Raw genomic sequence first — 22,861 nt, forward strand, 5'->3', positions numbered from 1 at the left:
GACAAGGAGAAGTGAGAAAGTGCTGAGCAGGTTGCGTTGGCTGACCGCCGGGGAGTCCCACGGACCGGCACTGGTGGCGACGTTGGAGGGCCTTCCCGCCGGCGTCCCCGTCACCACCGAGCTGGTGGCCGACCACTTGGCCCGGCGCCGGCTCGGCTACGGCCGCGGTGCCCGGATGAAGTTCGAGCAGGACGAGATCACCTTCCTCGGCGGTGTCCGTCACGGGTTGTCCCAGGGTTCGCCGATCGCGGTCATGATCGGCAACACCGAGTGGCCGAAGTGGGAGACGGTGATGTCGGCCGATCCGGTCGACCCGTCGCTGCTGAAGGAGACCGGTCGTAACGCGGCGCTGACGCGTCCGCGGCCCGGTCACGCGGACCTGGCGGGCATGCAGAAGTACGGCTTCTCCGAGGCCCGGCCGATCCTGGAGCGGGCCAGCGCCCGTGAGACCGCCGCCCGTGTCGCGCTCGGCGCGGTCGCCCGGTCCTTCATCAAGGAGGTCGCCGGCATCGAGATCGTCTCGCACGTGGTGGAACTGGCCTCCGCCAAGGCCCCGTACGGCGTGTACCCGACCCCCGCCGACGTGGAGCAGTTGGATGCCGACCCGGTGCGTTGCCTCGACGCGGACGCGAGCAAGGCGATGGTCGCCGAGATCGATCAGGCCCACAAGGACGGCGACACCTTGGGGGGAGTGGTGGAGGTGCTGGCGTACGGGGTGCCGGTCGGCCTCGGCTCGCACGTCCACTGGGACCGGCGTCTCGACGCCCGCCTCGCCGCCGCCCTCATGGGCATCCAGGCCATCAAGGGCGTCGAGGTCGGCGACGGCTTCGACCTCGCCCGGGTGCCGGGCTCGAAGGCGCACGACGAGATCGTCTCCACCCCCGAGGGCATCAGGCGCACCTCCGGCCGTTCCGGTGGTACCGAGGGTGGTCTGACCACCGGCGAGTTGCTGCGGGTCCGTGCCGCGATGAAGCCGATCGCGACCGTCCCGAAGGCCCTCGCGACGGTGGACGTGGCCACGGGTGAGGCGGCGGTGGCGCACCACCAGCGGTCCGACGTGTGCGCGGTGCCGGCCGCCGGCATCGTCGCCGAGGCCATGGTCGCCCTCGTGCTGGCCGACGCGGTCGTCGAGAAGTTCGGCGGTGACTCCGTCCCGGAGACCCGTCGCAACGTCCGCTCGTACCTCGACAACCTGCAGATCCGGTGACGGCCGGACCACTGGTCGTCCTCGTCGGACCCATGGGATCCGGCAAGTCCACGGTGGGGGCACTCCTCGCCGAGCGACTCGGCGTCCCCTTCCTCGACACCGACCACGAGGTGGAGCGCCGTACCGGCCGGACCGTCGCGGACATCGTCACCACCGACGGCGAGCCGTCCTTCCGCGAGCTGGAACACGAGGCGGTGACCCGCGCCGCCGCCGAACACACCGGCGTGCTCGCCCTCGGCGGCGGCGCCGTCCTGCACGCGGGCACGCGCGCCCTGTTGGCCGCGCTGCCCTCGGTCTTCCTCGACGTACGCGTCGACGAGGCGATGAAGCGCCTCGGTGACGGTGCGGGCCGACCGCTGCTCGCGGACGGTCCGCAGCGGAGCTGGGAGCACCTGATGGCGGACCGACGCGCCCTGTACCTCGGGCTCGCGCGGGCCGTCGTACCGACGGACGGCCGTACACCGCACGAGATCGAGCGTGCGGTCACCGAAGCATTGGAGCTGGAGAAGGCATGACCGGGCAGTCAGTGACGCGGATCCGGGTCGGCGCGAGCGCGGCGGCCGAGGCCTACGAGGTCCTGGTCGGACGGCGGATCCTGGAGGATCCCGCCGAGCTGCACCGGCTGATCGGGCCGCACGCCCGCCGGGTCGCGCTGATCCACCCCGAGGCGCTGACCGCGGTGGCGGGCCGGCTACGGGCCCAGGCCGAGGAGCTCGGCTGCGAGACGATCACCCTGCGGGTGCCGGACGCCGAGGCGGCGAAGACCGCGGACGTGGCGGCCCACTGCTGGCAGCGGCTCGGCCGGTCCGGTTTCACCCGCACCGATGTGATCGTCGGCGTCGGCGGGGGAGCGACCACCGATCTCGCGGGCTTCGTCGCGGCGAGCTGGTTGCGCGGGGTGCGTTGGATCGCCGTACCGACCACCGTCCTCGCGATGGTGGACGCGGCGGTCGGCGGCAAGACCGGCATCAACACCGCCGAGGGCAAGAACCTGGTGGGTGCCTTCCACCCGCCGGCCGGCGTCCTCTGCGACCTCGCCGCCCTCGACTCGCTGCCCGTCGAGGACCACGTCAGCGGCCTCGCCGAGATCATCAAGGCCGGATTCATCGCCGACCCGGTGATCCTCGACCTGATCGAGGCCGATCCGGCCGGTGCCCGCAGCCCTCGGGGCCCGCAGCTCCCCGAGCTGATCCGCCGCTCCATCCAGGTCAAGGCCGACGTGGTCGCCCGTGACCTCAAGGAGGCCGGTCCGCGCGAGATCCTCAACTACGGCCACACCCTCGCGCACGCCATCGAACGATCCGAGCGCTACACCTGGCGCCACGGCGAGGCGGTCTCCGTCGGCATGGTCTTCGCCGCCGAACTCGCCGCTCTGGACGGACGCCTGCCGGTCGAGGAGGTGGCACGCCATCGGGCGGTCCTGACCTCGGTCGGCCTGCCCGTCACCTGTCGCGGCGACCGTTGGCCCGCGCTCCTGGACACGATGCGGGTGGACAAGAAGACCCGTGGCGCCCGGCTCCGCTTCATCGTCCTCGACGCGGTGGGCCGGCCCGCGGTGCTCGCGGACCCCGCCCCCGAGCTGCTCGAAGCCGCGTACGCGCGGATCGCCGCCCCGGCGCCCGAGCCGGAGCCGGGCGGCCGGTCGGGCGAGCCCCGGCGCGTCCTCGTCCTGAGCGGCCCGAACCTCGGCCGCCTCGGCTCCCGCGAGCCCGGGATCTACGGGACCACCTCGTACGCCGAACTCGCCGAGACCTGCCGCAGCCTCGGCAAGGAGCTCGGGCTCGACGTCGACGTCCGCCGGAGCGACGACGAGGCCGAGCTGATCCACTGGCTGCACGAGGCCGCCGACCTCGCCCTGCCCGTCGTCCTCAACCCGGCGGCCTTCACGCACTACTCCTACGCGCTGCGCGACGCGGTGGCCCAGCGCACGGCCCCGCTGATCGAGGTCCACCTGTCCAACCCGCACGCCCGCGAGCCGTTCCGGCACCGGTCGGTCATCTCCCCGGTCGCGAGCGGCACCATCGCCGGACTGGGCACGGACTCCTACCTGCTGGCCCTGTGGTCGCTCGCCGGGCCGGACCCGCGGGCCGGTGCCGAGCCGGCCGCCGCACCGGGCGCGGGAGCGGACCGTTGAGCCGGCGCCCGCGCCGGGCCGCCGTCCTCGGATCGCCCGTCGCCCACTCGCTCTCCCCGGCCCTCCACAGCTGCGCCTACCGGGTGCTCGGCCTCGACCACTGGTCCTACGACCGCCACGAGGTGGACGAGCCCGCCCTGCCCGGTTTCCTCGCCCGACTGCGTGACCGGGCCGAAGGCCCCACGTGGGCGGGCCTGTCGCTGACCATGCCGCTCAAGCGGGCCGTGATCCCGCTGCTGGACGAGGTCACCGTGCGCGCCGCCGCCGTGGAGAGCGTCAACACCGTACTGAGGACCCCCGACGGGAGGCTGACCGGCGACAACACCGACATCCCCGGTCTGGTCGCCGCCCTGCGCGAACGGGGCGTGCACCGGGTGGAGTCCGCCACCGTGCTCGGCGCGGGTGCCACCGCCGCCTCCGCGCTCGCCGCCCTCGCCGAGCTCGGCTCCGGCCCGGTCACCGTCTGCGTGCGTGGCCCCGAGCGCGCCGCCCGGATGCGCGCGTGGGGAGAGCGCCTCGGGGTGGACGTCCGGACGGTCGCCTGGGAGCGCGCCGGCGCCGCGCTGGCCGCGCCCCTGGTCCTGTCGACCACCCCCAAGGGGGCCGCCGACGTCCTCGCCCGCGCCGTCCCGGCCCGGCCCGGGGCCCTCTTCGACGTCGTCTACGACCCGTGGCCCACCCCACTCGCCGCGGCCTGGTCCGCCGCCGGTGGACCGGTTCTCAGCGGCCTCGACCTGCTCGTCCATCAGGCGACCCGCCAGGTCGAACTCATGACGGGCCGCGGCCCGGCCCCGCTCGCCCGGATGCGCGCGGTGGGCAGCGCGGCCCTGGCCACCGCCGCGGCGATGTGTTGACCCCGCGTGCCGACCCGGCCCGCCCGCACCACCGCGTACGAACACCGCAGGAGAGGAAGCAGATGAGCGCAGTTCAGTTCGGGATCTTCACGATCGGGGACGTCACCACCGATCCGACGACCGGGCGCAGGCCGACCGAGAACCAGCGGATCAAGATGATGGCCGCCATGGCGGTGAAGGCCGAGGAGGTCGGGCTCGACGTGTTCGCCACCGGCGAGCACCACAATCCGCCCTTCGTGCCCTCGTCACCGCCGACGCTCCTCGCGTACATCGCGGCCCGCACGTCCGAGATCATCCTCTCCACCTCGACCACGCTGATCACGACCAACGACCCGGTGAAGATCGCCGAGGACTACGCGATGCTCCAGCACCTGGCCGACGGGCGGCTGGACCTCATGATGGGCCGGGGCAACACCCCGGCCGTCTACCCCTGGTTCGGTCAGGACCTGCGCCGGGCGATACCGCTCGCGGCCGAGAACTACGACCTGCTCCACACCCTGTGGCGGAAGGAGAACGTCAGCCGGCAGGGCACGTTCCGCACGCCGCTCCAGGGCTTCACCTCCACACCGCGCCCGCTGGACGGCGTACCGCCCTTCGTCTGGCACGGCTCGGTCCGCTCCGCCGAGGTCGCGGAGCAGGCCGCCTTCTACGGCGACGGCTTCTTCGTCAACAACATCTTCGCGCCGACCGGCCACTACAAGCAGCTCGTCGAGTTCTACCGCGAGCGGTACGCGCACCACGGCCACGGCACCCCGCAGCAGGCCGTCGTCGGCCTCGGGGGCCAGACCTTCCTCAAGGCCCGTTCCCAGGACGCCTTCAAGGGCTTCCGCCCCTACTTCGACCGCTCGCCGGTCTACGGGGGCGGCGCGTCCCTGGAGGAGGTCGCCGACCGGACCCCGCTGACCGTCGGCAGCCCGCAGCAGGCCATCGACAAGACGCTCGCCTTCCGCGAGATCTACGGTGACTACCACCGCCAGCTCTTCCACGTGGACCACGCGGGGATCCCGCTGGAGGCGGCGCTCGAACAGATCGAGATCCTCGGCACGGAGGTCGTGCCGGTGCTCCGCAAGGAGATGGAGGCGGTCCGCCGCCCGGACGTCCCGGACGCGCCCCGCCACCCCTCGGCCCCGCGCGCGTAGGCGGAGGGCGGGGGACCCGAGGGGTCAGGCGGCCGGGGCGGGCACGGGTTCGTCCTCGCGTGCGGCGGCGGCCGGCAGGCGGGTGACCCGCCACCAGGCGGCCAGCGCCTTGAGGGCCGACCCGGCCGCCAGACCCCACGCGGCGCCCGCCACACCCCACACCGCGTACCCGCCGAGCAGCAGTGCCACGGACAGCAGCGAGAAGACCACCTGCAACGACAGCGTGGCCTTCGGGGCGAGCACCCGCAGGGTCAGCAGCGCGCACGTGCCGAGCCCCATCACCGCGTACTGCGCCCCCGTGGCCGGCAGCAGCGCGGACGCGCCCGCCCAGGTGTCGCCGAGCAGTTCGCGGCCCAGCCGGTCCGGCAGCAGGTACAGGGCCGTGGCCCAGCCCGCGCCGACCGCCGCGAGGACGAGTCCCAGCGCGGCCGTGGCCCGCACCGTGGCCCGCTTGCCGCCGAGCCGGCCGAGGACCGGCGGCCCGAAGGCGTTCGCGGAGTTGAACAGCACGTTCAGCGGCCCGAAGAGCGTGGTCGCACCCCGCAGCGCGCCGACGGCCAGCGGGGTCGCGAACACGCCGAGGCCCAGGACGGCGAGCTGGCTGGAGCCGTTGCCCACCGCGAACTCGACCACGAACCGCTGCCCGAGGTGACCCCGACGCAGGTAGGGCCGCAGGTCGGCCCGGGCGCCGCGCACGTACGGCCGCAGCAGCCACAGTCCCAGGGCCAGCGCCGGCAACGCGGAGAGCCCCCACGCGAGCACCAGCCGCCCGGCCGAGGCCCCTTCGGGCTGCAGGGCCAGCGCCGCGACCACGCACACCAGCCGCAGCGCGTCGGCGGCCAGCGCCCGCTCGGGGGCGCGCAGCGCGGAGAAGCAGTACCGCAGCCCGTCCTGGAGGAGCACCAGCGGCAGTACGAGGCCCAGCGCGAGGAAGGCCGTCCCGGTGGCCCCGGGGAGCGCGAGGCCCACCGCCGCGAGCAGGACGCCCACGGCGGCCGACCCGGCGGCCGTGAAGCCCACGGCCGAGCGGCATTCGGCGCCGAGCCTCTCGCCCTTCTCCAGCACCAGGCTCTGGCCGACGTAGGCCATGTTCAGCCCGAGGAGCACGCTGAAGGTCACGTACACCATGGAGAAGTCGGCGAACCCGGACGCGGAGGACAACCGGGCGGCCAGCACCAGCACCAGGATGTTCGTGGCACTGGAGGCCGCCTGGTCCAGGACGGAGGCGACGGCGGCGAGGCCGCGTCGGCTCATCTGCGGCCCATGCGGACGGTGCGCAGCGCGACGGTGTCGGTGCCGTCACCGGGGATGTGCTGTTCGGGCTCGGCCACTTCGTACGGGATCGGCTGGGGCTGCGGCACGGGCTTGCCGGACTTCGCGCCGGTCCCGGGACCCGCGCCGGGGCCGACGGGGGCCGGGCCGCCCTTGCCCTTGCCGCGCTTCTCGCCGGGCAGCGGCGCGTGCAGCACCGCGCCGAGCACGGTGCCGCCGGCGCCGCTGATCAGCTCGCGGATCCGGGACAGGTCGGTGCGGTGCACGGCGCGCGGGTCGCAGACGACCAGGACGCCGTCGACGCGGTCGACGAGGGCCAGGGCGTCGGCGTAGGAGAGCACGGGCGGCGCGAGCACGACGACCGTGGAGTTGGGGGAGTCGGCCTCGGAGATCAGCCGGGTGGCGCGGGCCGAGGTCAGCGAGCGCGGGACGTTGCGGGCCCGCTCGCCCGGGATCAGGTCGAAGGAACCGGACTCCCCGGCGTCCACGACGAGCTGGCGTCCGTCGGGCCACTCGGTGTCCGAGTGCCGGCCGCCGGCCGGGGTGCCCGAGGTCTGGCTCCAGCGCGGCCGGCCGCCGGCGTCCGTCGGCAGCTGGCTGGCCAGGACCGGGGTGCGCAGGTCGGCCTCGATGAGGAGGACGTCCTTGCCGGTCTCCGCGAAGGAGGCGGCGAGGTTCACGGCCACCGCGGCGGCGGTCTCGCTGCTGCCGCGCGGGGCGACGACGAGCAGCCGGCGCCGGTCGGCGAAGCGGGCGTCGTAGGCGAGCCGGAAGGCCACCGAGCGGTACTCCTCGGCGAGCCGCGGATCGGCCTCACCGGCGGCGAGCAGCGGTCCGCCGCCCGTCCGGTCCCGGGGCAGGTAGCCGAGCACGGGTGCGCGCAACGCGCGGGCCACGTCGCCCTCGGAACGTGGGGCCGGGTCGAAGACCAGACGCACCCAGGCGGCCAGCAGGCCGAGGGCGAGGCCCACGGCCGCGCCGAGCGCGAGCGACATGATGATGCCGGGTCCGTCGGTGGCGGTGGGCGCGGTCGCCGCGCTGGTGACGCGTCCCGGCGTCATGTCCAGGGCCTCGAGCTTGGTGATCTTGGTGTTGTAGCCGCCGACCTCGCTCTGCAGGTCGGTCTTGGAGGAGCTGGCGGCGTCGCGTCCGGCGCCGGCAGGCATCCGGGCGATCTCCTTCGACAGCTCGTCGAGCTGCTTGGCGATCGGGTCGCGCTGCTCCTTGTACCCCTTGACCATCTTGTCGCGGGTGGCGTCGAGGGCCTCCTGCCGCTTCAGCAGGTACGCCTCGGTCATCGTGTTGGCGCGCTTGGCGGCCTCCTTGGCGGAGTCCGCCGTGTACGTGAAGCGCAGCACCATGGTCTGCGGCGGGTTGGTGACCTGCAGCCCGCTGCGCAGGGCGGCGAAGCCGGACGCGCCCACGCCGAGCTTCTTCGCCGCCTCGTTGGCTATGGAGGAGCTGAGCGCGACCTGGCGCTCCGAGCCGATGTTGATCGCCTTGTCCGGGGCGAGGCTCGGGTTGAACGGGTCGTCGGTGGGCGCGCGCAGGACGACGTCGGCGGTCGCGACATAGGTGTCGGCCGTGGAGATGCCGAGGTAGACGCCGCCCAGCAGACCGATCCCGATGCCCGCGCCGATGAGCCTGCGGTAGCGCAGGAGCTGCCGGAACTGATCTCTGAGGAGATCGGGTTCGTCGTCGACCGGTGCCGCTGCAGGGCGGTTCGTCTCGATCACGGCCGGGGTCCCCCAAGTGCTTCGTCTATCAGTGCGTCGATGCGGGCCAGGCCCGCCTCGCGGCTCAGATGCGCCGCCACGTGGCGGGGTCCGGCCGCTCCCAGTGCGTCCGCGCCTTCCGGGTCCTCGGCCAGGGCCCGCACGGCCTTCAGCAGTGCCTCGGGGTCCTCCGGTGGTACGAGTACCCCCGCGCCCGAGCGTTCCACCTCCTGGGCGGTACCGCCCTCCGCCGCCACGGAGGCGACGACGGGCCGACCGGTCTGGAAGTAGGAGGTCAGCTTCGACGGGACGCTCATGTCCAGCACGGCGGCGTGCTGAGTGACCGCGAGAACGTCCGCCGCCGCGAGGATATCCGGGAACTCGCCGTCAGCGGCAGGGGGGATGATGTCCAGATTCGGCACATCCGCCGCGAGATCGGACAGAGCCGACCGCTGACTGCCGTCGCCCATCAGGACGAAACGGACGCTCGGATCCAGCCGGGCGGCGCCCACGAGGACTTCCAGGCCCTGCTTGAGGCCCATGTTCCCCGAGTGCAGGACGACGGTCTCGCCCGGGGCCCAGCCGAGGTGGTGGCGGGTCTCCCCGCGCGGCTTGGTGGGCACGGGCACGTGCGACCAGTTGGGGACGAGACGGATCCTGTCCGGGTCCACGCCCATGCCGACGACCCGGTCCACGAAGGTCTCGTGGATGACGCCGACGAGGGTGGCGCGCTTGAGGGCGTACGCCTCGGCGCGGCCGGCGATCGCGGCCGCCTTGTCGCCGCCGCTGATCCCGCTCTGTGCGGCGGCGGCGCCCATCAGGTCCTGGACGACCGGGACATAGGGGACCTTCCAGCGTGCCGCGAGCCGGGCGGCGAGCACGCCGCCGGCCAGGCTGGGCATCTGGGCGAGGACCGCGTCGGGCTTCGGCATCCGGGGCGGGGCCACGGCGCCGTGCAGCAGAATCGATCCTTCAAAGAGGGCGCGCTTCACGGCGGTCTGGCGCGGCGGCACGGTGTGCGCACGCCGGTGCACGGTGACCCCCGCGCGCTGTTCCGTGCGCTGGAACGCCCCCTTGTACTCGGGCTCGAGCGACCACGCCGGATAGTGCGGCATGCCCGCCAGGACGTGTGTCTCGTGGCCGAGATCCGCCCAGTGCTCCGCGATCTGGGTGGCGTACGGGCCGATCCCCGCGTGCTCCGGAGCGTAATTGGTGGAAACCAGCAGCATGCGCCGCTGACCGGATCTGGACACCGTGCGTCCCCTCTTCCCCTGGATGATGCGCACGTCACCCTATTCGTTCACCCGCGTGGTGCGGAACGTGCACGCTATTGTCTGCTAATCCGCTACACCGGGGGGTGTGGCTGCTGGGGGTAAAAGATGACGGAGCACGACATGTCCGACCTTGCTGTGCCTGCGCGCAGGCCGTATCGAGTCGGCTATGCGCCCGGCGCCTACGATCTGTTCCACATCGGGCATCTCAACATCCTTCGCCATGCCCGGAGCCAGTGCGACTACCTGGTCGCCGGAGTGGTCTCGGACGAGATGGCCGAGCTCGCCAAGGGGCGCCGCCCGATGATCCCGCTCGTCGAGCGGCTGGAGATCGTCCGCAGCGTCAAGTACGTCGACGCGGCCTTCGTCGAGACGGTTCCCGACAAGGTGGAGACCTGGAAGCAGGTCCGCTTCGACGTCATCTTCAAGGGCGACGACTGGCGCGGCACGCCCAAGGGTGACCGGCTGGAGAAGGACTTCGCCGCCCACGGCGTCGACGTCGTGTACTTCCCCTACACCGTGCACACGTCCAGCACCCAGCTGCGCCGGGCACTGGACGCGCTCGCGGAACCGGCCCAGGCCCCGGGCCAGGTCACCGGCGAACGGCGCTGAGCTCCCGGAACCACTTCGCGAGGAACGCCAGCAGGAACAGCGCGGCGACCACGCCCAGTCCCGCGTACGCCCAGACGAACAGCTTCCCGCCGCCGAGCAGCAGGAACACCAGGCAGAACACCCCGTAGTCCACGGGCAGCAGGGCCACCGCGCGCGCGGTCGACGGCGCGGCCGCCGCGCTGCCCGGGGCCGGCTTCGGCTTGAGCTTCTCGGTCAGCAGACCGCCGAAGAAGGTCACCACCGCGGCGAACTGGAAGCCCAGCGGCACCAGCAGCCAGCCGTCCGAGCCCGTCCCGTACGCCTCGGGGAAGCGGTAGAAGGCGATCAGCACACAGGAGTGCAGGGCGGTGAGCTTGGCCGCGTCCACCACGTGGTCGAGCCATTCACCGGCGGCGCTGCCCCCGCCGCGCAACCGGGCCAGCTGCCCGTCGGCGGAGTCGAAGGCGAAACCGACGGCCAGGGCGGCCCACACCGCGATCCCCAGCCCCCACGAGGGGGCGGCCAGCGCCACCGCGGCCACGGCGGCGAAGCTGAAGGCGGCACTGATCAGCGTCACCTGGTTCGGGGTGAGCCCCAGCGCGTACGAACCGGCGGCCAGATACCGCCCGGCGGGCCGGTTGACGAACCGGGAGTAGAGCGACACCCCCTTCGCCGACTTCTGCGCCCCGCGCAGTTCCTGCAGCGCGGTCGTGACTCTGCCCATACAGGGACCCCCTCCGAGATGATGTCGAACACATCATCGCAGTACGAACAAGCAAGCTGGTTCCGGATGTCGGATACGTCCGGAACCAGCGGCACCCGCCGGGCCGTCGCTCAGCTCACCCCCTCAGCTCACCACCCTCAGCAGCAGCACCGACCGCGCCGGGACCGTCAGGGTCCGCCCGCCGCGGTGCCGGGTCCGGGGAGGATCGGACTGGGCCTCCAGGGAGGTGTCCAGGACGACCTCGTACTCCTCGGCCCACGGAGCCTCCGGCAGGACCCAGGCCACCGGCCGGTCCCCGGCGTGCAGCAGCGCGAGGAAGCTGTCGTCCGTCACCTGCCGGCCCCGCTCGTCACGACCCGGGATGTCCCGCCCCGACAGGTACATCCCCAGCGCGGCGGCCGGCGCGTACCAGTCCCGCTCCGTCATCTCCGTGCCCGCGGCGGTGAACCAGGCCAGGTCCCGCAGCCCGTCCGCGCCCTGCGAGCGCCCGGAGAAGAACGCCCGCCGGCGCAGCACCGGATGGGCGTGGCGCAGCGCGATCAACCGGGAGGCCAGGGAGAAGAGCGACTGCCAGGCCGGATCCTCCAGCAGCGACCAGTCCACCCAGCCCGTCTCGTTGTCCTGGCAGTACGCGTTGTTGTTGCCGTCCTGCGTCCGCCCGAACTCGTCCCCGGCCACCAGCATCGGCACCCCCGTGGACAGCAGCAGGGTGGTCAGCAGGTTGCGCAGCTGACGGCGGCGCAGCACACCGATCCGGGGATCGTCGCTCTCGCCCTCCACCCCGCAGTTCCACGACCGGTTGTCATTGGTCCCGTCCCGGTTCGCCTCCCCGTTGCCCTCGTTGTGCTTGCGCTCGTAGGTGACCAGGTCGCGCAGGGTGAAACCGTCGTGCGCGGTCACGAAGTTCACCGAGGCGTACGGCCGCCGCCCGCCCCACGCGTACAGGTCGCTCGACCCCGACAGCCGGTAGCCGAGATCCCGTACGTCGGGCAGCGCGCCCCGCCAGAAGTCCCGTACGGCATCCCGGTAGCGGTCGTTCCACTCCGTCCACAGCGGCGGGAACGCCCCCACCTGGTAGCCCCCCGAGCCCACGTCCCACGGCTCGGCGATGAGCTTCACCCGCCGCAGCACCGGGTCCTGGGCGATCACCGCGAGGAACGGCGACAGCATGTCCACGTCGTGCATCGACCGGGCCAGCGCCGCCGCCAGGTCGAAGCGGAAGCCGTCCACCCCCATCTCCGTGACCCAGTACCGCAGCGAGTCCGTGATCAGCCGCAGCACGTGCGGGCGCCCCGCGTGCAGGGTGTTCCCGCAGCCCGTGTAGTCGGAGTACCGCCGCTGGTCGGACTGGAGCCGGTAGTAGCCCCGGTTGTCGATCCCGCGCAGCGACAGCGTGGGACCCAGCTCGCTCGCCTCCGCCGTGTGGTTGTAGACCACGTCGAGGATGACCTCGATGCCGGCCGCGTGCAGGGCCCGGACCATCCGCTTGAACTCCCCGACCTGCTGCCCGGCCGTACCGCTCGCCGAGTACCCGGCGTGCGGGGCGAAGTAGCCGATCGAGTTGTAGCCCCAGTAGTTGCGCAGCCCCCGGCGCAGCAGATGGTCCTCGTGCGCGAACTGGTGCACCGGCAGCAGCTCGACCGCCGTCACGCCCAGCTTCGTCAGGTGCTCGATCGCCGCCGGGTGGGCCAGACCCGCGTACGTGCCGCGCAGTTCCTCGGGAACACCCGGATGGCGCATCGTGAAGCCGCGCACGTGCAGCTCGTAGATCACCGAATCGGCCCAGGGGGTCTTCGGCCGGACGTCGTCCGCCCAGTCGTCGTCATCGTGGACGACCACGCCCTTGGGGACGAACGGCGCGGAGTCCCGGTCGTCGCGCACGGTGTCCGCGATGTACTGCTGCGGCCAGTCCCGGACGTGCGCGTACACCTCCGGGGGCAGCGTGAAGTCCCCGTCCACGGCCCGCGCGTACGGGTCCAGGAGCAGCTTCGCCGGGTTGTAGCGGGCGCCCGTCCAGGGATCCCAGCGGCCGTGCACCCGGAACCCGTACCGCTGCCCGGGGCGTACGCCCGGCACGAACCCGTGCCAGATCTCGTGCGTGTGCTCCGTCAGGGTGCACCGGGTCTCGGCGCCGGCCTCGTCGAACAGACACACCTCCACCGCCTCCGCGCCCTGCGCCCACAGGGCGAAATTGGTGCCCGCGGTCCCGTCCGGACCGTGATGGAACCGGGCCCCCAACGGATGCGAGGACCCCGGCCACACCGGTGCCCCCGGGCGCGCGTGCACCCGTACCACCTGGCCCCTGACCTGGCCGTTCGGCCGCTCCTTCAGTCGACCGTCGATCTGCGGTACGGGCACGGCCCCGCCGCTCCGCACCGCTTTCGCGGCATTGCTGACGGCTTCCACCGCCTCCTGCTCGGCTGCGCTCGACACTGCCCGCCTCCACGGCTCCTGGGTACCGGCGGGGGTAGGGGAGAGTGCGGCCCCGGCGTCCCGGCCTGGGCCCGCCCCCGTCTGGTCCTTCACACTGTTCTGCCCGGAGAGATCTGCCCGGAACGTGGCCCGCGCTCACGTTTCCCCCGCAGCGCCCGGTCGTTGGAGGGATCGTGACACTTCTGACGAGGCGGGCAGGGGCGGGCTTGGCCGCCGTGGCGGCATGGGCGGGCCTGCTGGGCGGCCTGTCCGGATGCACCCAGGACGGCAAGGCCCCGGTGGAGATCCAGCTGCCCGGCAAACCCCGCTCGCCGGACGAGGCCATCCGTATCACCCCCGACGACAACGCCAAGGGGGTTCCCGCGGACGGGCGGTTGTCGGTCACCGTGCCCGAGGGCCGTCTGGAGCGGGTGGTCGTCACCAAGGTGGAGGACGCGCAGCAGGAAGAGGTGCCCGGCGCCATCGCCGAGGACGGGCTCAGCTGGAGCCCCGACCCGGCATCCGGACGGCTCGCGCTCGCCGCCAAGTACACCGTGGACGCCGTCGCCCTCGACGGGCACGACCGCCGGCAGGCCCGCCACACCACCTTCACCACCTTCGTTCCCGAGGAGCGGTTCATCGGCTACTTCAAGCCCGAGAACCGCTCGACCGTGGGCACCGGGATGATCGTCTCCTTCCGGTTCAGCCAGGCGATCGAGCGCCGCGCCGAAGTGGAGCGGGCCATTTCCGTCACCTCCGACCCGGGCGTGCAGGTCGTCGGCCACTGGTTCGGGCGGGAGCGGCTCGACTTCCGGCCCAAGGAGTACTGGAAGCCCGGCACCAAGGTCACCGTGAAGATGAACCTGCGCGACATCGAAGGCGCGCCCGGCGTGTACGGCATCCAGGACAAGACCGTCGGCTTCACCGTCGGCCGCTCCCAGATCTCCACCGTGGACGCGGCCGCGCACACCATGGAGGTGCGCCGGGGCGGGCAGCTGGTGTCGACCGTGCCGATCAGCGCCGGGGCACCCAAGACCACCACCTACAACGGGAAGATGGTGGTGATGGAGATGTTCGACGTCACCCGCATGAACGGCCAGACCGTCGGCTTCGGCGGCGAGTACGACATCCCCGACGTCCCGCACGCCATGCGCCTCACCGCCTCCGGGACCTTCCTGCACGGGAACTACTGGTCCAGCCCGGACACCTTCGGCACCACCAACCAGAGCCACGGCTGCGTGGGCCTGCGAGACGACAAGGGCGGCGGCTCCGACACCCCGGCCGGCTGGTTCTTCGACCGGACCCTCGTCGGGGACGTGGTCGAGGTCGTGAACTCGCAGGACAAGACGGTCGCCCCCGACAACGGGCTGGGCGGCTGGAACATGTCCTGGGCTGACTGGGTCGCCGGTTCCGCCATCGCCTGAACACCGGTGACCCGACCGCGCCCGGGAGAGTGATCGCCGTGATCGAAATGCCGTAGCGCGGAGTGTCCCCGCCGCGCCCCGCCGAAGCCTGCCCCCAGCCTGTCCATGCAGATCAGGGCACCAGGCAACGGACGGAGCGTCATGTCAGCCAGAAACTGGACCCTCGGGCTCGCGATCGGAGCCGTACTGGCCTCCGCCGCGCCCGCGGCCTTCGCGGCGGGGCCCGGTGGCGACCGCCCGGCCGCGGTCGCCAGAGCCCCGCTTCCCGGGGGACTGGGGCCCTGCGTGCCGGGCGACTGCCCCGATCCGTTCCCGCCCGTCGGCAGCGACGGCGTCCCGCAGGGCCGGGACGACGCCGTCAACATCTTCGCGGGCGGCGACTTCCGGGTCCGGGGCCGGGCCTCCGAGGCCGAGGGCAGGCTCGTCGTCCTCGGCGACTTCGACCAGGACAAGCAGGCGGGCGGGGACAGCCGCTACAACGTCGGCATCGTCGGAGCCGGATCGAGGGTTCCCCCGCCCGTCGGCGCCGACTTCCTCACCACCGGCGGCTCGGTCACCGTCGCGACGGGCGAGCGCCTGCTCGCCGACGGCGGTGTGGTCCGCCACGCGGGCACCCGCACCGGCACGGTCACGGGCCGCACGGTCCGGGACCCGGCCGCCGCCACCCCGTACGCGGGCCTGCGCGACCGGCTCAGCGCCGCCAGCCAGTGCTACGCGCGGGTCGACGGCCGGCCCCGCCCGGCCACCGGCAGGGCCGTCAACAGCGGCTTCGAGACCGTGTTCACCGGCGACGGCACCTCCGAGCTCCAGGTCTTCACCATCGACGCGAACCTGGTCGGCGACGGGGGCGGCCAGCAGGGCATCCGGTTCGCCCGCATCCCGGCCGGGGCCACCGTGCTGGTGAACGTCCTGGGCGCCGCGCGCACGATCAACACCTACAGCGGCGGCATCGCGGACACCGACCCGCTCAACGCCTACCGCGACCGGCTCCTGTGGAACTTCCCGGACGCCACCACCGTGAACCTGACCGGCGGCGGCCAGTTCCAGGGCAGCTTCCTGATCGGGCAGCAGTCCTCGCAGACGGTCGTCACCCTGCCCGGCATCAACGGGCGCTTCTTCACCACCGGATCCGTCACCCACGGCAGCAGCACGACCGGGGGCGGCGGACAGGAGTTCCACGCCTACCCCTTCAACGGCGACCTCCCCGAATGCGGCGGCGGCCCGGTCCCGGTGACGGGATCGGTCTCGGTCCTCAAACGGGACGCGGAGACCGGCGCGGCGCTCCAGGGGGCGCAGTTCGAGCTGTGGCGCGAGACGAACGGCACGGCCGGCCTGCAGGAGACCGCTCCGGGCGCCGACACCCTCGTCGCCGAGTGCACCACCCCGGCCTCCGGCATCTGCGAGCGGACCACCGAGCCCGGTACGTACTACTGGCGCGAGACCGGGGCGCCGCTCGGCTACGACCTGCCGGCCGACCGGGTCCACGTGCTGACCCTCACGGCCGGGAACGCGCAGGCCGGAGTCCGGGTCGAGGCCGACAACCGGCGCACCCCCGAGCCGCCGGACGCCGCCCGGGTCGTGCTGCGCAAGACCGACCGGGCCACCGGCCTGCCGCTGGCCGGCGCGCAGTTCGAGCTGTGGCAGGAGAGCAACGGCCGCACCGGCCTCCAGACCGACGCACCCGCCGACACCCGCCTCGACGGGGTCTGCGTGACGGATGCCCGGGGCACCTGCACGGTGGAGCTGCCGGTCGGCCGGACGTACTACTGGCGGGAGACCGCCGTCCCGGCCGGGTACGAGCTCCCCGCCGACCCGGTCACCCGGTTCGACCCGGACCGCGACGACGTGGCGGACGGCATCGTCGTCGCCGTCGCCAACACCCCGGTGAACGAGGAGTACGAAGGCTCGATCCGGGTCGTCAAGCAGGACGCAAGGACGAAGCGCCCGCTGCCCGGCGCGGTCTTCGAGGTGTGGCAGGAGACCAACAACACCCCGGGCCTGCAGACGCGCGGCATCAACGCCGACCGCCTCGCCGCCCCGCGCTGCACCACCGACCGGGCCGGTCTGTGCACCTTCGGCCCGCTCGCCGAGGGGTGGTACTACCTGGTCGAGACCGCGGTGCCGCCCGGCTACGCGCTGCCGGCCGACCGGGTCACCGGCCCGCTGCGCCTGGACATCGGCACCCCGGACCGGCGCGTCGAGGTCACGGTGCGGAACAAGCCCGTCGACCACGGCAAGGACGACCACGGCAAGGACAAGCCGAAGCACCCCAAGCACCCCAAGGCCGACCACGGGAAGGGCAAGCCGAAGCACCCCAAGGCCGACCACGGCAAGGACAAGCCCAAGCACCCCAAGGCCGACCACGGGAAGGGCAAGCCGAAGCACCCCAAGGCCGACCACGGCAAGGGCAAGCCCAAGCACCCCAAGGCCGACCACGGGAAGGGCAAGCCGAAGCACCCGAAGGGCTCCGAGCGCCCCCGGCACCCGAAGCAGTCCAAGCAGGGGAAGGGCCCCCGGGCCTGACCCTTCGGCGGCCGCCCCGCACCTCGGCCGGAACATCCATCGTCCCCGGTCACGGGGGGTGGCCGCCGCACCGCCGCTCCGGGTAGTTGGGACGGAACGGTGACAAGACCGTGGCTCGTTGTGATCCCTCGCTGTGATTACCTGTCGACAAGCGCGCGACAGTCCGCGCGCGGGGGACATGGGGAGAACACGAGTGAACCTGCAGCCGATACGCGGCCGTGCCCGCACCGGCCTGCCGGCCCTTCTGTTGGGGGCGGCCCTGCTGTTCACCACCGCGTGCAGTGGCGGTGGCGGTGGTAACAGCGGCGGCAGCGGTGGCGACAACGCCGGGGGTGGCGGCAAGACCGGCACCGAAGCCTCCAAGGCGGTCGTCAGCGTCAAGCCCGACGACGGGGCCAAGGAGGTCGCGACCAGCGGCGTCCTGAAGATAACGAGCACGGGCGGCAAGCTCAGCACGGTGACCGTGGCGGACACCAAGGGCAACGCCGTCGAGGGCAAGCTCGCCGCCGACGGCGCGACCTGGGAGCCGGCCCGCCACCTGGCCTCCGCCACCGAGTACAAGGTGCACGCGGTCGCCAAGGACGAGGCCGGCCGGGAGTCGGCCAAGGACACCACCTTCACCACCCTGACCCCGACGAACACCTTCGTGGGCCACTACACGCCCGAGGACGGCGCCACCGTCGGCGTGGGCATGCCGGTCTCGATCAACTTCACCCGGGGGATCACCAACCCCGAGGCCGTCGAGAAGGCCATCACCGTCACGGCCGAGCCGCCCGTCCAGGTCGAGGGCCACTGGTTCGGCAACGACCGCATCGACTTCCGTCCCGAGAACTACTGGGCCGCGGGCACCAAGGTCACCGTGAAGCTCGCCCTGGACGGCGTCGAGGGTCGCCCCGGCGTCTACGGCAAGCAGACCCGTACGGTCACCTTCAGCATCGGCCGCTCGCAGGTCTCGACCGTCGACGCGAGCGAGAAGCAGATGCAGGTCGTCCGTGACGGCCAGGTCCTGAAGAACGTCCCGATCACCGCGGGCGCCCCGTCGACGACCACCTACAACGGTCAGATGGTCATCAGCGAGAAGTACGAGGTGACCCGGATGAACGGCGCGACCGTCGGCTTCGGCGGCGAGTACGACATCGCCGACGTCCCCCACGCCATGCGCCTGTCGAACTCCGGCACCTTCGTCCACGGCAACTACTGGGCCTCCTCCGGCACCTTCGGTTCGACGAACGTCAGCCACGGCTGCGTGGGCCTGCGCGACCAGCGCGGCGGCGGCGACCCGGACGCCCCGGCGGCCTGGTTCTTCAACGAATCGCTGATCGGTGACGTGGTCGTCGTGAAGAACTCGAAGGACAAGCAGATCGCCCCCGACAACGGCCTCAACGGCTGGAACATGCCGTGGGCGGAGTGGATCAAGTAGCCGCGTCGCGGACGTCCCGCACGAAGCGAACGTAGTTCGGGTGGCCCGGTGCTGTGACCCACAGCACCGGGCCACTTCACGTTAACCGGCGCTAACCTGGCCCCTATGACCCTCTCTCTCGAAGTCTCCGAAGGCGTCGGCACCATCCGTCTGGACCGGCCGCCCATGAACGCCCTGGACATCGCCACCCAGGACCGGTTGCGCGAGCTCGCGGTGGAGGCGACCGACCGGGCCGACGTCCGCGCGGTCATCATCTACGGCGGCGAGAAGGTGTTCGCGGCCGGCGCGGACATCAAGGAGATGCAGACGATGGACCACGCGGCGATGGTCGCCCGGTCCCGCGCGCTCCAGGACGCCTTCACCGCCGTCGCCCGCATCCCCAAGCCCGTCGTCGCGGCCATCACCGGCTACGCGTTGGGCGGCGGGTGCGAACTCGCGCTGTGCGCCGACTACCGGATCGCCGCGGACAACGCGAAGCTGGGCCAGCCCGAGATCCTGCTCGGCCTGATTCCGGGAGCGGGCGGCACCCAGCGGCTGTCCCGGCTGGTCGGACCGTCCAAGGCCAAGGACCTGATCTTCACCGGGCGCATGGTCAAGGCCGACGAGGCGCTGACCCTCGGCCTGGTCGACCGGGTGGTGCCCGCCGCCGAGGTGTACGAGCAGGCGCACGCCTGGGCCGCGAAGCTGGCGCAGGGTCCGGCGATCGCGCTGCGCGCCGCCAAGGAGTGCGTGGACGCGGGCCTGGAGGCCGACATCGACACCGGCCTGACCATCGAACGCAACTGGTTCGCGGGCCTGTTCGCGACCGAGGACCGCGAGCGCGGCATGCGCAGCTTCGTCGAAGAGGGCCCGGGCAAGGCGAAGTTCGTCTGAGTCGCGTTCTCGGCCGTGGACCCCGGTCCTCCCTGTGGGTGGATTAGCCAGGCCTTAAGGCAGCCTTAAGAAGAATCGGTGATCCACTGACTGTGATCACTTCCGTGCGGCGTGTCACCGCAGGTGAGGCCATGCGTCAAGGCCTTCCGATTGCCTCCCGCATATGACAGAACACCCCCTCGGAGTTGTTGAATCCGGGGGGTGTTTTCCTGTGGAACGGCCCGGGAGGGCGGGTCGGCCCTCCATGATGGGTGCATGGCGGGCCTGGAGGGTGTGGAACAGCCGCGGCAGCGCGGCAGCGCTTCGGCGGTACGGCTCACGGCGGCCGTTGAGGACGAACAAGGCCTCAAGGCTCTGGAGTTGTACGGAAATCCGGCCGAGGGTGAAGTGACGCTGCCGTCCATGCCGGAGTCCGCGAGCACCGCGCGCCGACTCACCCAGTGCGTGGTGGTCCGCCTCTGGGGTCTCTCCCCGCAGATCGCCGAACATGCCGTCCTGTTGGTCTCGGAGCTCGTCGGCAACGCGGTCCGGCACACCGGGGCCCGTTCCTTCGGCTTACGCATGCTGCGACGTCGGGGCTGGATCCGGGTGGAGGTGCGCGACCCCTCGCGGGGCCTGCCCTGCCTGATGCCGGTCCATGAGCTGGACACCACCGGCCGGGGCCTCTTCCTCGTCGACAAGCTGTCCGACCGCTGGGGCGCGGACCTGCTGCCGCGCGGGAAGATCACCTGGTTCGAGATGCGGGTCGCCGACCGTCAGAACCCCTGAGGCCCTGGAGCGTCCGAAGCCCCGGAACGCCTGAAGCCCCGTGCGCCGCGTGAGGCGGTTCGGGGGCTTCATGGGTGCGCCGAGGATCGAAGGGGGTGTGATCCTCGGCGTGGCGACTTCGCTCGGGTCAATGGGAAGTCGTGGTTCCGACTATGGCAGACGAGGGCCCGAACGCCAAAAGTCCCTACTTGGACATAAGTGGGCAAATCGTAAGACTTTCTAGCTAAATCCTAGGTGAGGTGGGCCACCTACCTCGCAATCTACGAATAAGTATCGACTGCTCTGTGTAAATCGTTGATCACATAGCGACCTGATCGCCCGATCGGCCCCTTCCGGCGACCATCCTGAATTGGGTCAATCGTTATCTTCCGGGTCATCGCCCACTTAAATGGGCAAGTGCACTCACAACCAGGCCGCCGCGCGGCCCTGCGCGCGTCCCTGCGTGTGGCCGCTGTCGGGACGGTCGGCGCCGCCGCGGTCGGCCTCACCGCCGCCTGCGGACCGGGTCGGCCCGCCACCGCGTCCTCCGGCTCGACGCCTGGTCCGGCCCGCCCCGCCCGCCCGGCGCAGGCGGCCCCGGCCGCCGCCCCGCGCCGCTTCGCCGGGCAGCCCGTGGAGATCGGCCACGGTCCGCGCGACCGCCCCCGGGTCGCCCTCACCTTCCACGGCAACGGGGACCCCGCCATCGCCCGGGAGGTGCTGACCGCGGCCGAGAAGGGGGGCGCGCGGGTCACCGTACTGGCCATCGGATCCTGGCTCGACGCCCACCCGGAGCTGGCCCGGCGCATCCTCGACGGCGGCCACGAGCTCGGCAACCACACCCAGCGCCACCTCGCGATCAACGAGATGGCCGAGGCGGAGGCCTATGCCGAGATCACCGGCTGCGCCCGGCGACTCAAGCGGCTCACGGGCTCCATCGGCACCTGGTTCCGGCCCTCCCAGACGCAGTACGCGACCCCGCTCGTCCAGAAGCTGGCCCAGCGGGCGGGCTACCCGCACGTCCTCTCGTACGACGTGGACTCCCTCGACTTCACCTCGCCCGGTGCCGCGGCCGTCATCCGCACCGTCACCGGGACGATCCGGCCCGGATCGGTGGTGAGCCTGCACTTCGGCTACGCGGACACGGTCGACGCGATGCCTGCCCTCCTCGAAGAACTCGCGCGCCGCGAACTGCGCGCGGTGACCACCACGGAGCTGCTGACCCCATGAAGACCACCCGCCTTCCCCGGAAGGCCACCGTGCTGCTGGCCGGTCTGGTCCTCGCCGCCCTGGCCGGCTGTGGATCGGCCGGCAAGGGACCCGCCGAGGCGCTCGGCACCAAGGGCCCGGCCAAGCCCGTCAAGGCCGCGCCGGCGGCCCCGCCCGGTCTGCCCGGCATGCCGCCCGTGCTCGATCCGAACGACGTCTACGCTGCGGACCGGCCGAACAAACTCTCCCCCGTGGTCAAGGACTTCCCGTCCCGCGTGTACGTGCCGAACACCAGCTCCAACACGGTGTCCGTCATCGACCCGGCGACGTACAAGGTCATCGACACCATCCCGGTCGGGGTCCAACCCCAGCACGTGGTGCCCTCCTGGGACCTGAAGACCCTGTGGGTCAACAACAACCGCGGTCACACCCTCACCCCGATCAACCCGGCCACCGGCGAGGCCGGCAAGCCCGTCGAGGTGCACGACCCGTACAACCTGTACTTCACGCCCAACGGCAAGTACGCGATCGTCATGGCCTCGATGGACAAGGAACTGGTCTTCCGCGACCCGCACACGATGGACCGGGTGAAGACGGTCCCCGTGACCTGTTACGGCGTCAACCACGCGGACTTCTCGGCCGACGGGCGCTACTTCATCGTGAGCTGCGAGTTCTCCGGCGAACTCCTCAAGGTCGACACCGAGCGCATGGAGGTCGTCGGCCAGCAGAAGCTGCCGTTCGAGGGCGCGATGCCGCAGGACGTCAAGGTCTCCCCGGACGGGAAGACCTTCTACGTCGCGGACATGATGGCGCACGGCATGTGGGTGCTCGGCGGGGACACCTTCGACACCCCGAAACTGCTGCCCACCGGCAAGGGCTGCCACGGCCTCTACGTGAGCCGCGACTCCAAGGAGATGTACGTCTCCAACCGGGGCGAGGGCACCATCTCGGTCTTCAACTTCCCCGAGAACAAGCTCACCAAGAAGTGGACGCTGCCGGACGGTGGCAGCCCCGACATGGGTGGGGTCTCCGCCGACGGCAAGGTGCTGTGGCTGTCGGGCCGCTACAACTCCGAGGTCTACGCGATCGACACGCAGACCGGCAAGCAGCTCGCCCGGATCCCGGTGGGCGGCGGACCGCACGGACTCGCCGTGTACCCGCAGCCCGGCCGCTACTCGCTCGGCCACACCGGCATCTTCCGCTGACCGGCCCCGATCGGAGGGGTGCCCCGGGAGCTCGTAGCTCCCGGGGCACCGCCGTCCATGCGTCGGACCCACGGGCCACCGGGCCACCGGGCGACCGCGGGACGCTCGGCGAAGCCCGTACGTCCGGAATCATTGATTCCG

The 22,861-nt window shown here is 72.0% G+C and carries 18 protein-coding genes and 1 pseudogene; 14 read left to right on the top strand and 5 right to left on the bottom strand.

Annotated elements, in window-relative coordinates:
* Positions 1-22 precede the first annotated feature (22 nt).
* From aroC to OG624_RS28010, 6 genes and pseudogenes are all read left to right on the top strand, one after another.
* The gene (gene aroC, locus OG624_RS27985; protein WP_266445491.1) at positions 23-1,207 is read left to right on the top strand and encodes a chorismate synthase; all 1,185 of its coding nucleotides are present in this window, start codon (positions 23-25) and stop codon (positions 1,205-1,207) included.
* Positions 1,204-1,722 (top strand): shikimate kinase, encoded by a 519-nt coding sequence (locus tag OG624_RS27990; RefSeq protein ID WP_371639947.1) that lies wholly within the window; start codon positions 1,204-1,206, stop codon positions 1,720-1,722. Before aroC ends, OG624_RS27990 begins: the two co-directional genes overlap by 4 nt.
* Positions 1,719-2,819: pseudogene (aroB, locus tag OG624_RS27995) on the top strand (3-dehydroquinate synthase); the annotation flags it as partial. The gene OG624_RS27990 and the pseudogene aroB, both read left to right, overlap by 4 nt.
* A gap of 57 nt (positions 2,820-2,876) precedes the next feature.
* The gene (locus OG624_RS28000; protein WP_371640879.1) at positions 2,877-3,341 is read left to right on the top strand and encodes a type II 3-dehydroquinate dehydratase; all 465 of its coding nucleotides are present in this window, start codon (positions 2,877-2,879) and stop codon (positions 3,339-3,341) included.
* The gene (locus tag OG624_RS28005) at positions 3,338-4,195 is read left to right on the top strand and encodes a shikimate dehydrogenase (RefSeq protein ID WP_033224509.1); all 858 of its coding nucleotides are present in this window, start codon (positions 3,338-3,340) and stop codon (positions 4,193-4,195) included. The genes OG624_RS28000 and OG624_RS28005 overlap by 4 nt, the downstream gene beginning before the upstream one ends.
* A gap of 62 nt (positions 4,196-4,257) precedes the next feature.
* Positions 4,258-5,334 carry a CE1758 family FMN-dependent luciferase-like monooxygenase gene (locus OG624_RS28010; protein ID WP_033224510.1) on the top strand — a complete coding sequence of 359 codons (1,077 nt, stop codon included), beginning with the start codon at positions 4,258-4,260 and terminating at the stop codon, positions 5,332-5,334.
* A gap of 24 nt (positions 5,335-5,358) precedes the next feature.
* Here OG624_RS28010 and OG624_RS28015 read toward each other — a convergent pair whose 3' ends face one another.
* Genes OG624_RS28015 through OG624_RS28025 form a run of 3 tightly spaced genes read right to left on the bottom strand, consistent with a single transcriptional unit; the run spans position 5,359 to position 9,550 of the window.
* A complete protein-coding gene (locus tag OG624_RS28015) occupies positions 5,359-6,588 on the bottom strand; it encodes a hypothetical protein (RefSeq protein ID WP_161289073.1) in 1,230 nt (409 codons plus the stop codon).
* Positions 6,585-8,342 carry a lipopolysaccharide biosynthesis protein gene (locus OG624_RS28020; RefSeq protein WP_371639948.1) on the bottom strand — a complete coding sequence of 586 codons (1,758 nt, stop codon included), beginning with the start codon at positions 8,340-8,342 and terminating at the stop codon, positions 6,585-6,587. The genes OG624_RS28015 and OG624_RS28020 overlap by 4 nt, the downstream gene beginning before the upstream one ends.
* On the bottom strand, positions 8,339-9,550 hold the full coding sequence (locus OG624_RS28025) for a glycosyltransferase (protein ID WP_051763672.1): 1,212 nt from the start codon (positions 9,548-9,550) through the stop codon (positions 8,339-8,341). The genes OG624_RS28020 and OG624_RS28025 overlap by 4 nt, the downstream gene beginning before the upstream one ends.
* Before the next feature lie 150 nt (positions 9,551-9,700).
* Between OG624_RS28025 and OG624_RS28030 the strand changes: the two genes are divergently transcribed.
* Complete coding sequence (locus OG624_RS28030) at positions 9,701-10,204, top strand: adenylyltransferase/cytidyltransferase family protein (protein WP_030725282.1); 504 nt, start codon at positions 9,701-9,703, stop codon at positions 10,202-10,204.
* On the opposite strand, the gene OG624_RS28035 is transcribed toward OG624_RS28030, so the two are convergent.
* Both OG624_RS28035 and glgX read right to left on the bottom strand, forming a co-directional pair.
* Entirely contained in the window at positions 10,185-10,907 is a 723-nt protein-coding gene (locus OG624_RS28035) for a CDP-alcohol phosphatidyltransferase family protein (RefSeq protein WP_030763929.1), read from the bottom strand. The two genes, OG624_RS28030 and OG624_RS28035, sit on opposite strands and share 20 nt — an antisense overlap.
* A gap of 123 nt (positions 10,908-11,030) precedes the next feature.
* Positions 11,031-13,340 carry a glycogen debranching protein GlgX gene (gene glgX, locus OG624_RS28040; RefSeq protein WP_371639949.1) on the bottom strand — a complete coding sequence of 770 codons (2,310 nt, stop codon included), beginning with the start codon at positions 13,338-13,340 and terminating at the stop codon, positions 11,031-11,033.
* Between the two features lie 182 nt (positions 13,341-13,522).
* Here glgX and OG624_RS28045 point away from each other — a divergent pair, with 182 nt between their 5' ends.
* The 7 genes from OG624_RS28045 to OG624_RS28075 all read left to right on the top strand — a co-directional run bounded on the left by OG624_RS28045 (position 13,523) and on the right by OG624_RS28075 (position 22,720).
* Positions 13,523-14,743, top strand: coding sequence for a L,D-transpeptidase (locus OG624_RS28045; protein ID WP_033224610.1), 1,221 nt, complete (start codon positions 13,523-13,525; stop codon positions 14,741-14,743).
* 141 nt (positions 14,744-14,884) lie between these two features.
* Positions 14,885-17,266, top strand: a complete 2,382-nt coding sequence (locus tag OG624_RS28050; RefSeq protein ID WP_371639950.1) for a choice-of-anchor A family protein — start codon at positions 14,885-14,887, stop codon at positions 17,264-17,266.
* 193 nt (positions 17,267-17,459) lie between these two features.
* The gene (locus tag OG624_RS28055) at positions 17,460-18,686 is read left to right on the top strand and encodes a L,D-transpeptidase (protein WP_371588483.1); all 1,227 of its coding nucleotides are present in this window, start codon (positions 17,460-17,462) and stop codon (positions 18,684-18,686) included.
* A 105-nt stretch (positions 18,687-18,791) separates the two neighbouring features.
* Positions 18,792-19,559 carry an enoyl-CoA hydratase/isomerase family protein gene (locus OG624_RS28060; RefSeq protein ID WP_266379608.1) on the top strand — a complete coding sequence of 256 codons (768 nt, stop codon included), beginning with the start codon at positions 18,792-18,794 and terminating at the stop codon, positions 19,557-19,559.
* A gap of 255 nt (positions 19,560-19,814) precedes the next feature.
* On the top strand, positions 19,815-20,327 hold the full coding sequence (locus tag OG624_RS28065; RefSeq protein WP_033224517.1) for an ATP-binding protein: 513 nt from the start codon (positions 19,815-19,817) through the stop codon (positions 20,325-20,327).
* Between the two features lie 396 nt (positions 20,328-20,723).
* Positions 20,724-21,536, top strand: coding sequence for a polysaccharide deacetylase family protein (locus OG624_RS28070; RefSeq protein WP_244290946.1), 813 nt, complete (start codon positions 20,724-20,726; stop codon positions 21,534-21,536).
* A complete protein-coding gene (locus OG624_RS28075) occupies positions 21,533-22,720 on the top strand; it encodes a YncE family protein (RefSeq protein WP_033224519.1) in 1,188 nt (395 codons plus the stop codon). The genes OG624_RS28070 and OG624_RS28075 overlap by 4 nt, the downstream gene beginning before the upstream one ends.
* Positions 22,721-22,861 lie beyond the last annotated feature (141 nt).

Origin of the sequence: Streptomyces virginiae (assembly GCF_041432505.1) — a bacterium.
Taxonomy (GTDB): Bacteria; Actinomycetota; Actinomycetes; order Streptomycetales; family Streptomycetaceae; genus Streptomyces; species Streptomyces virginiae_A.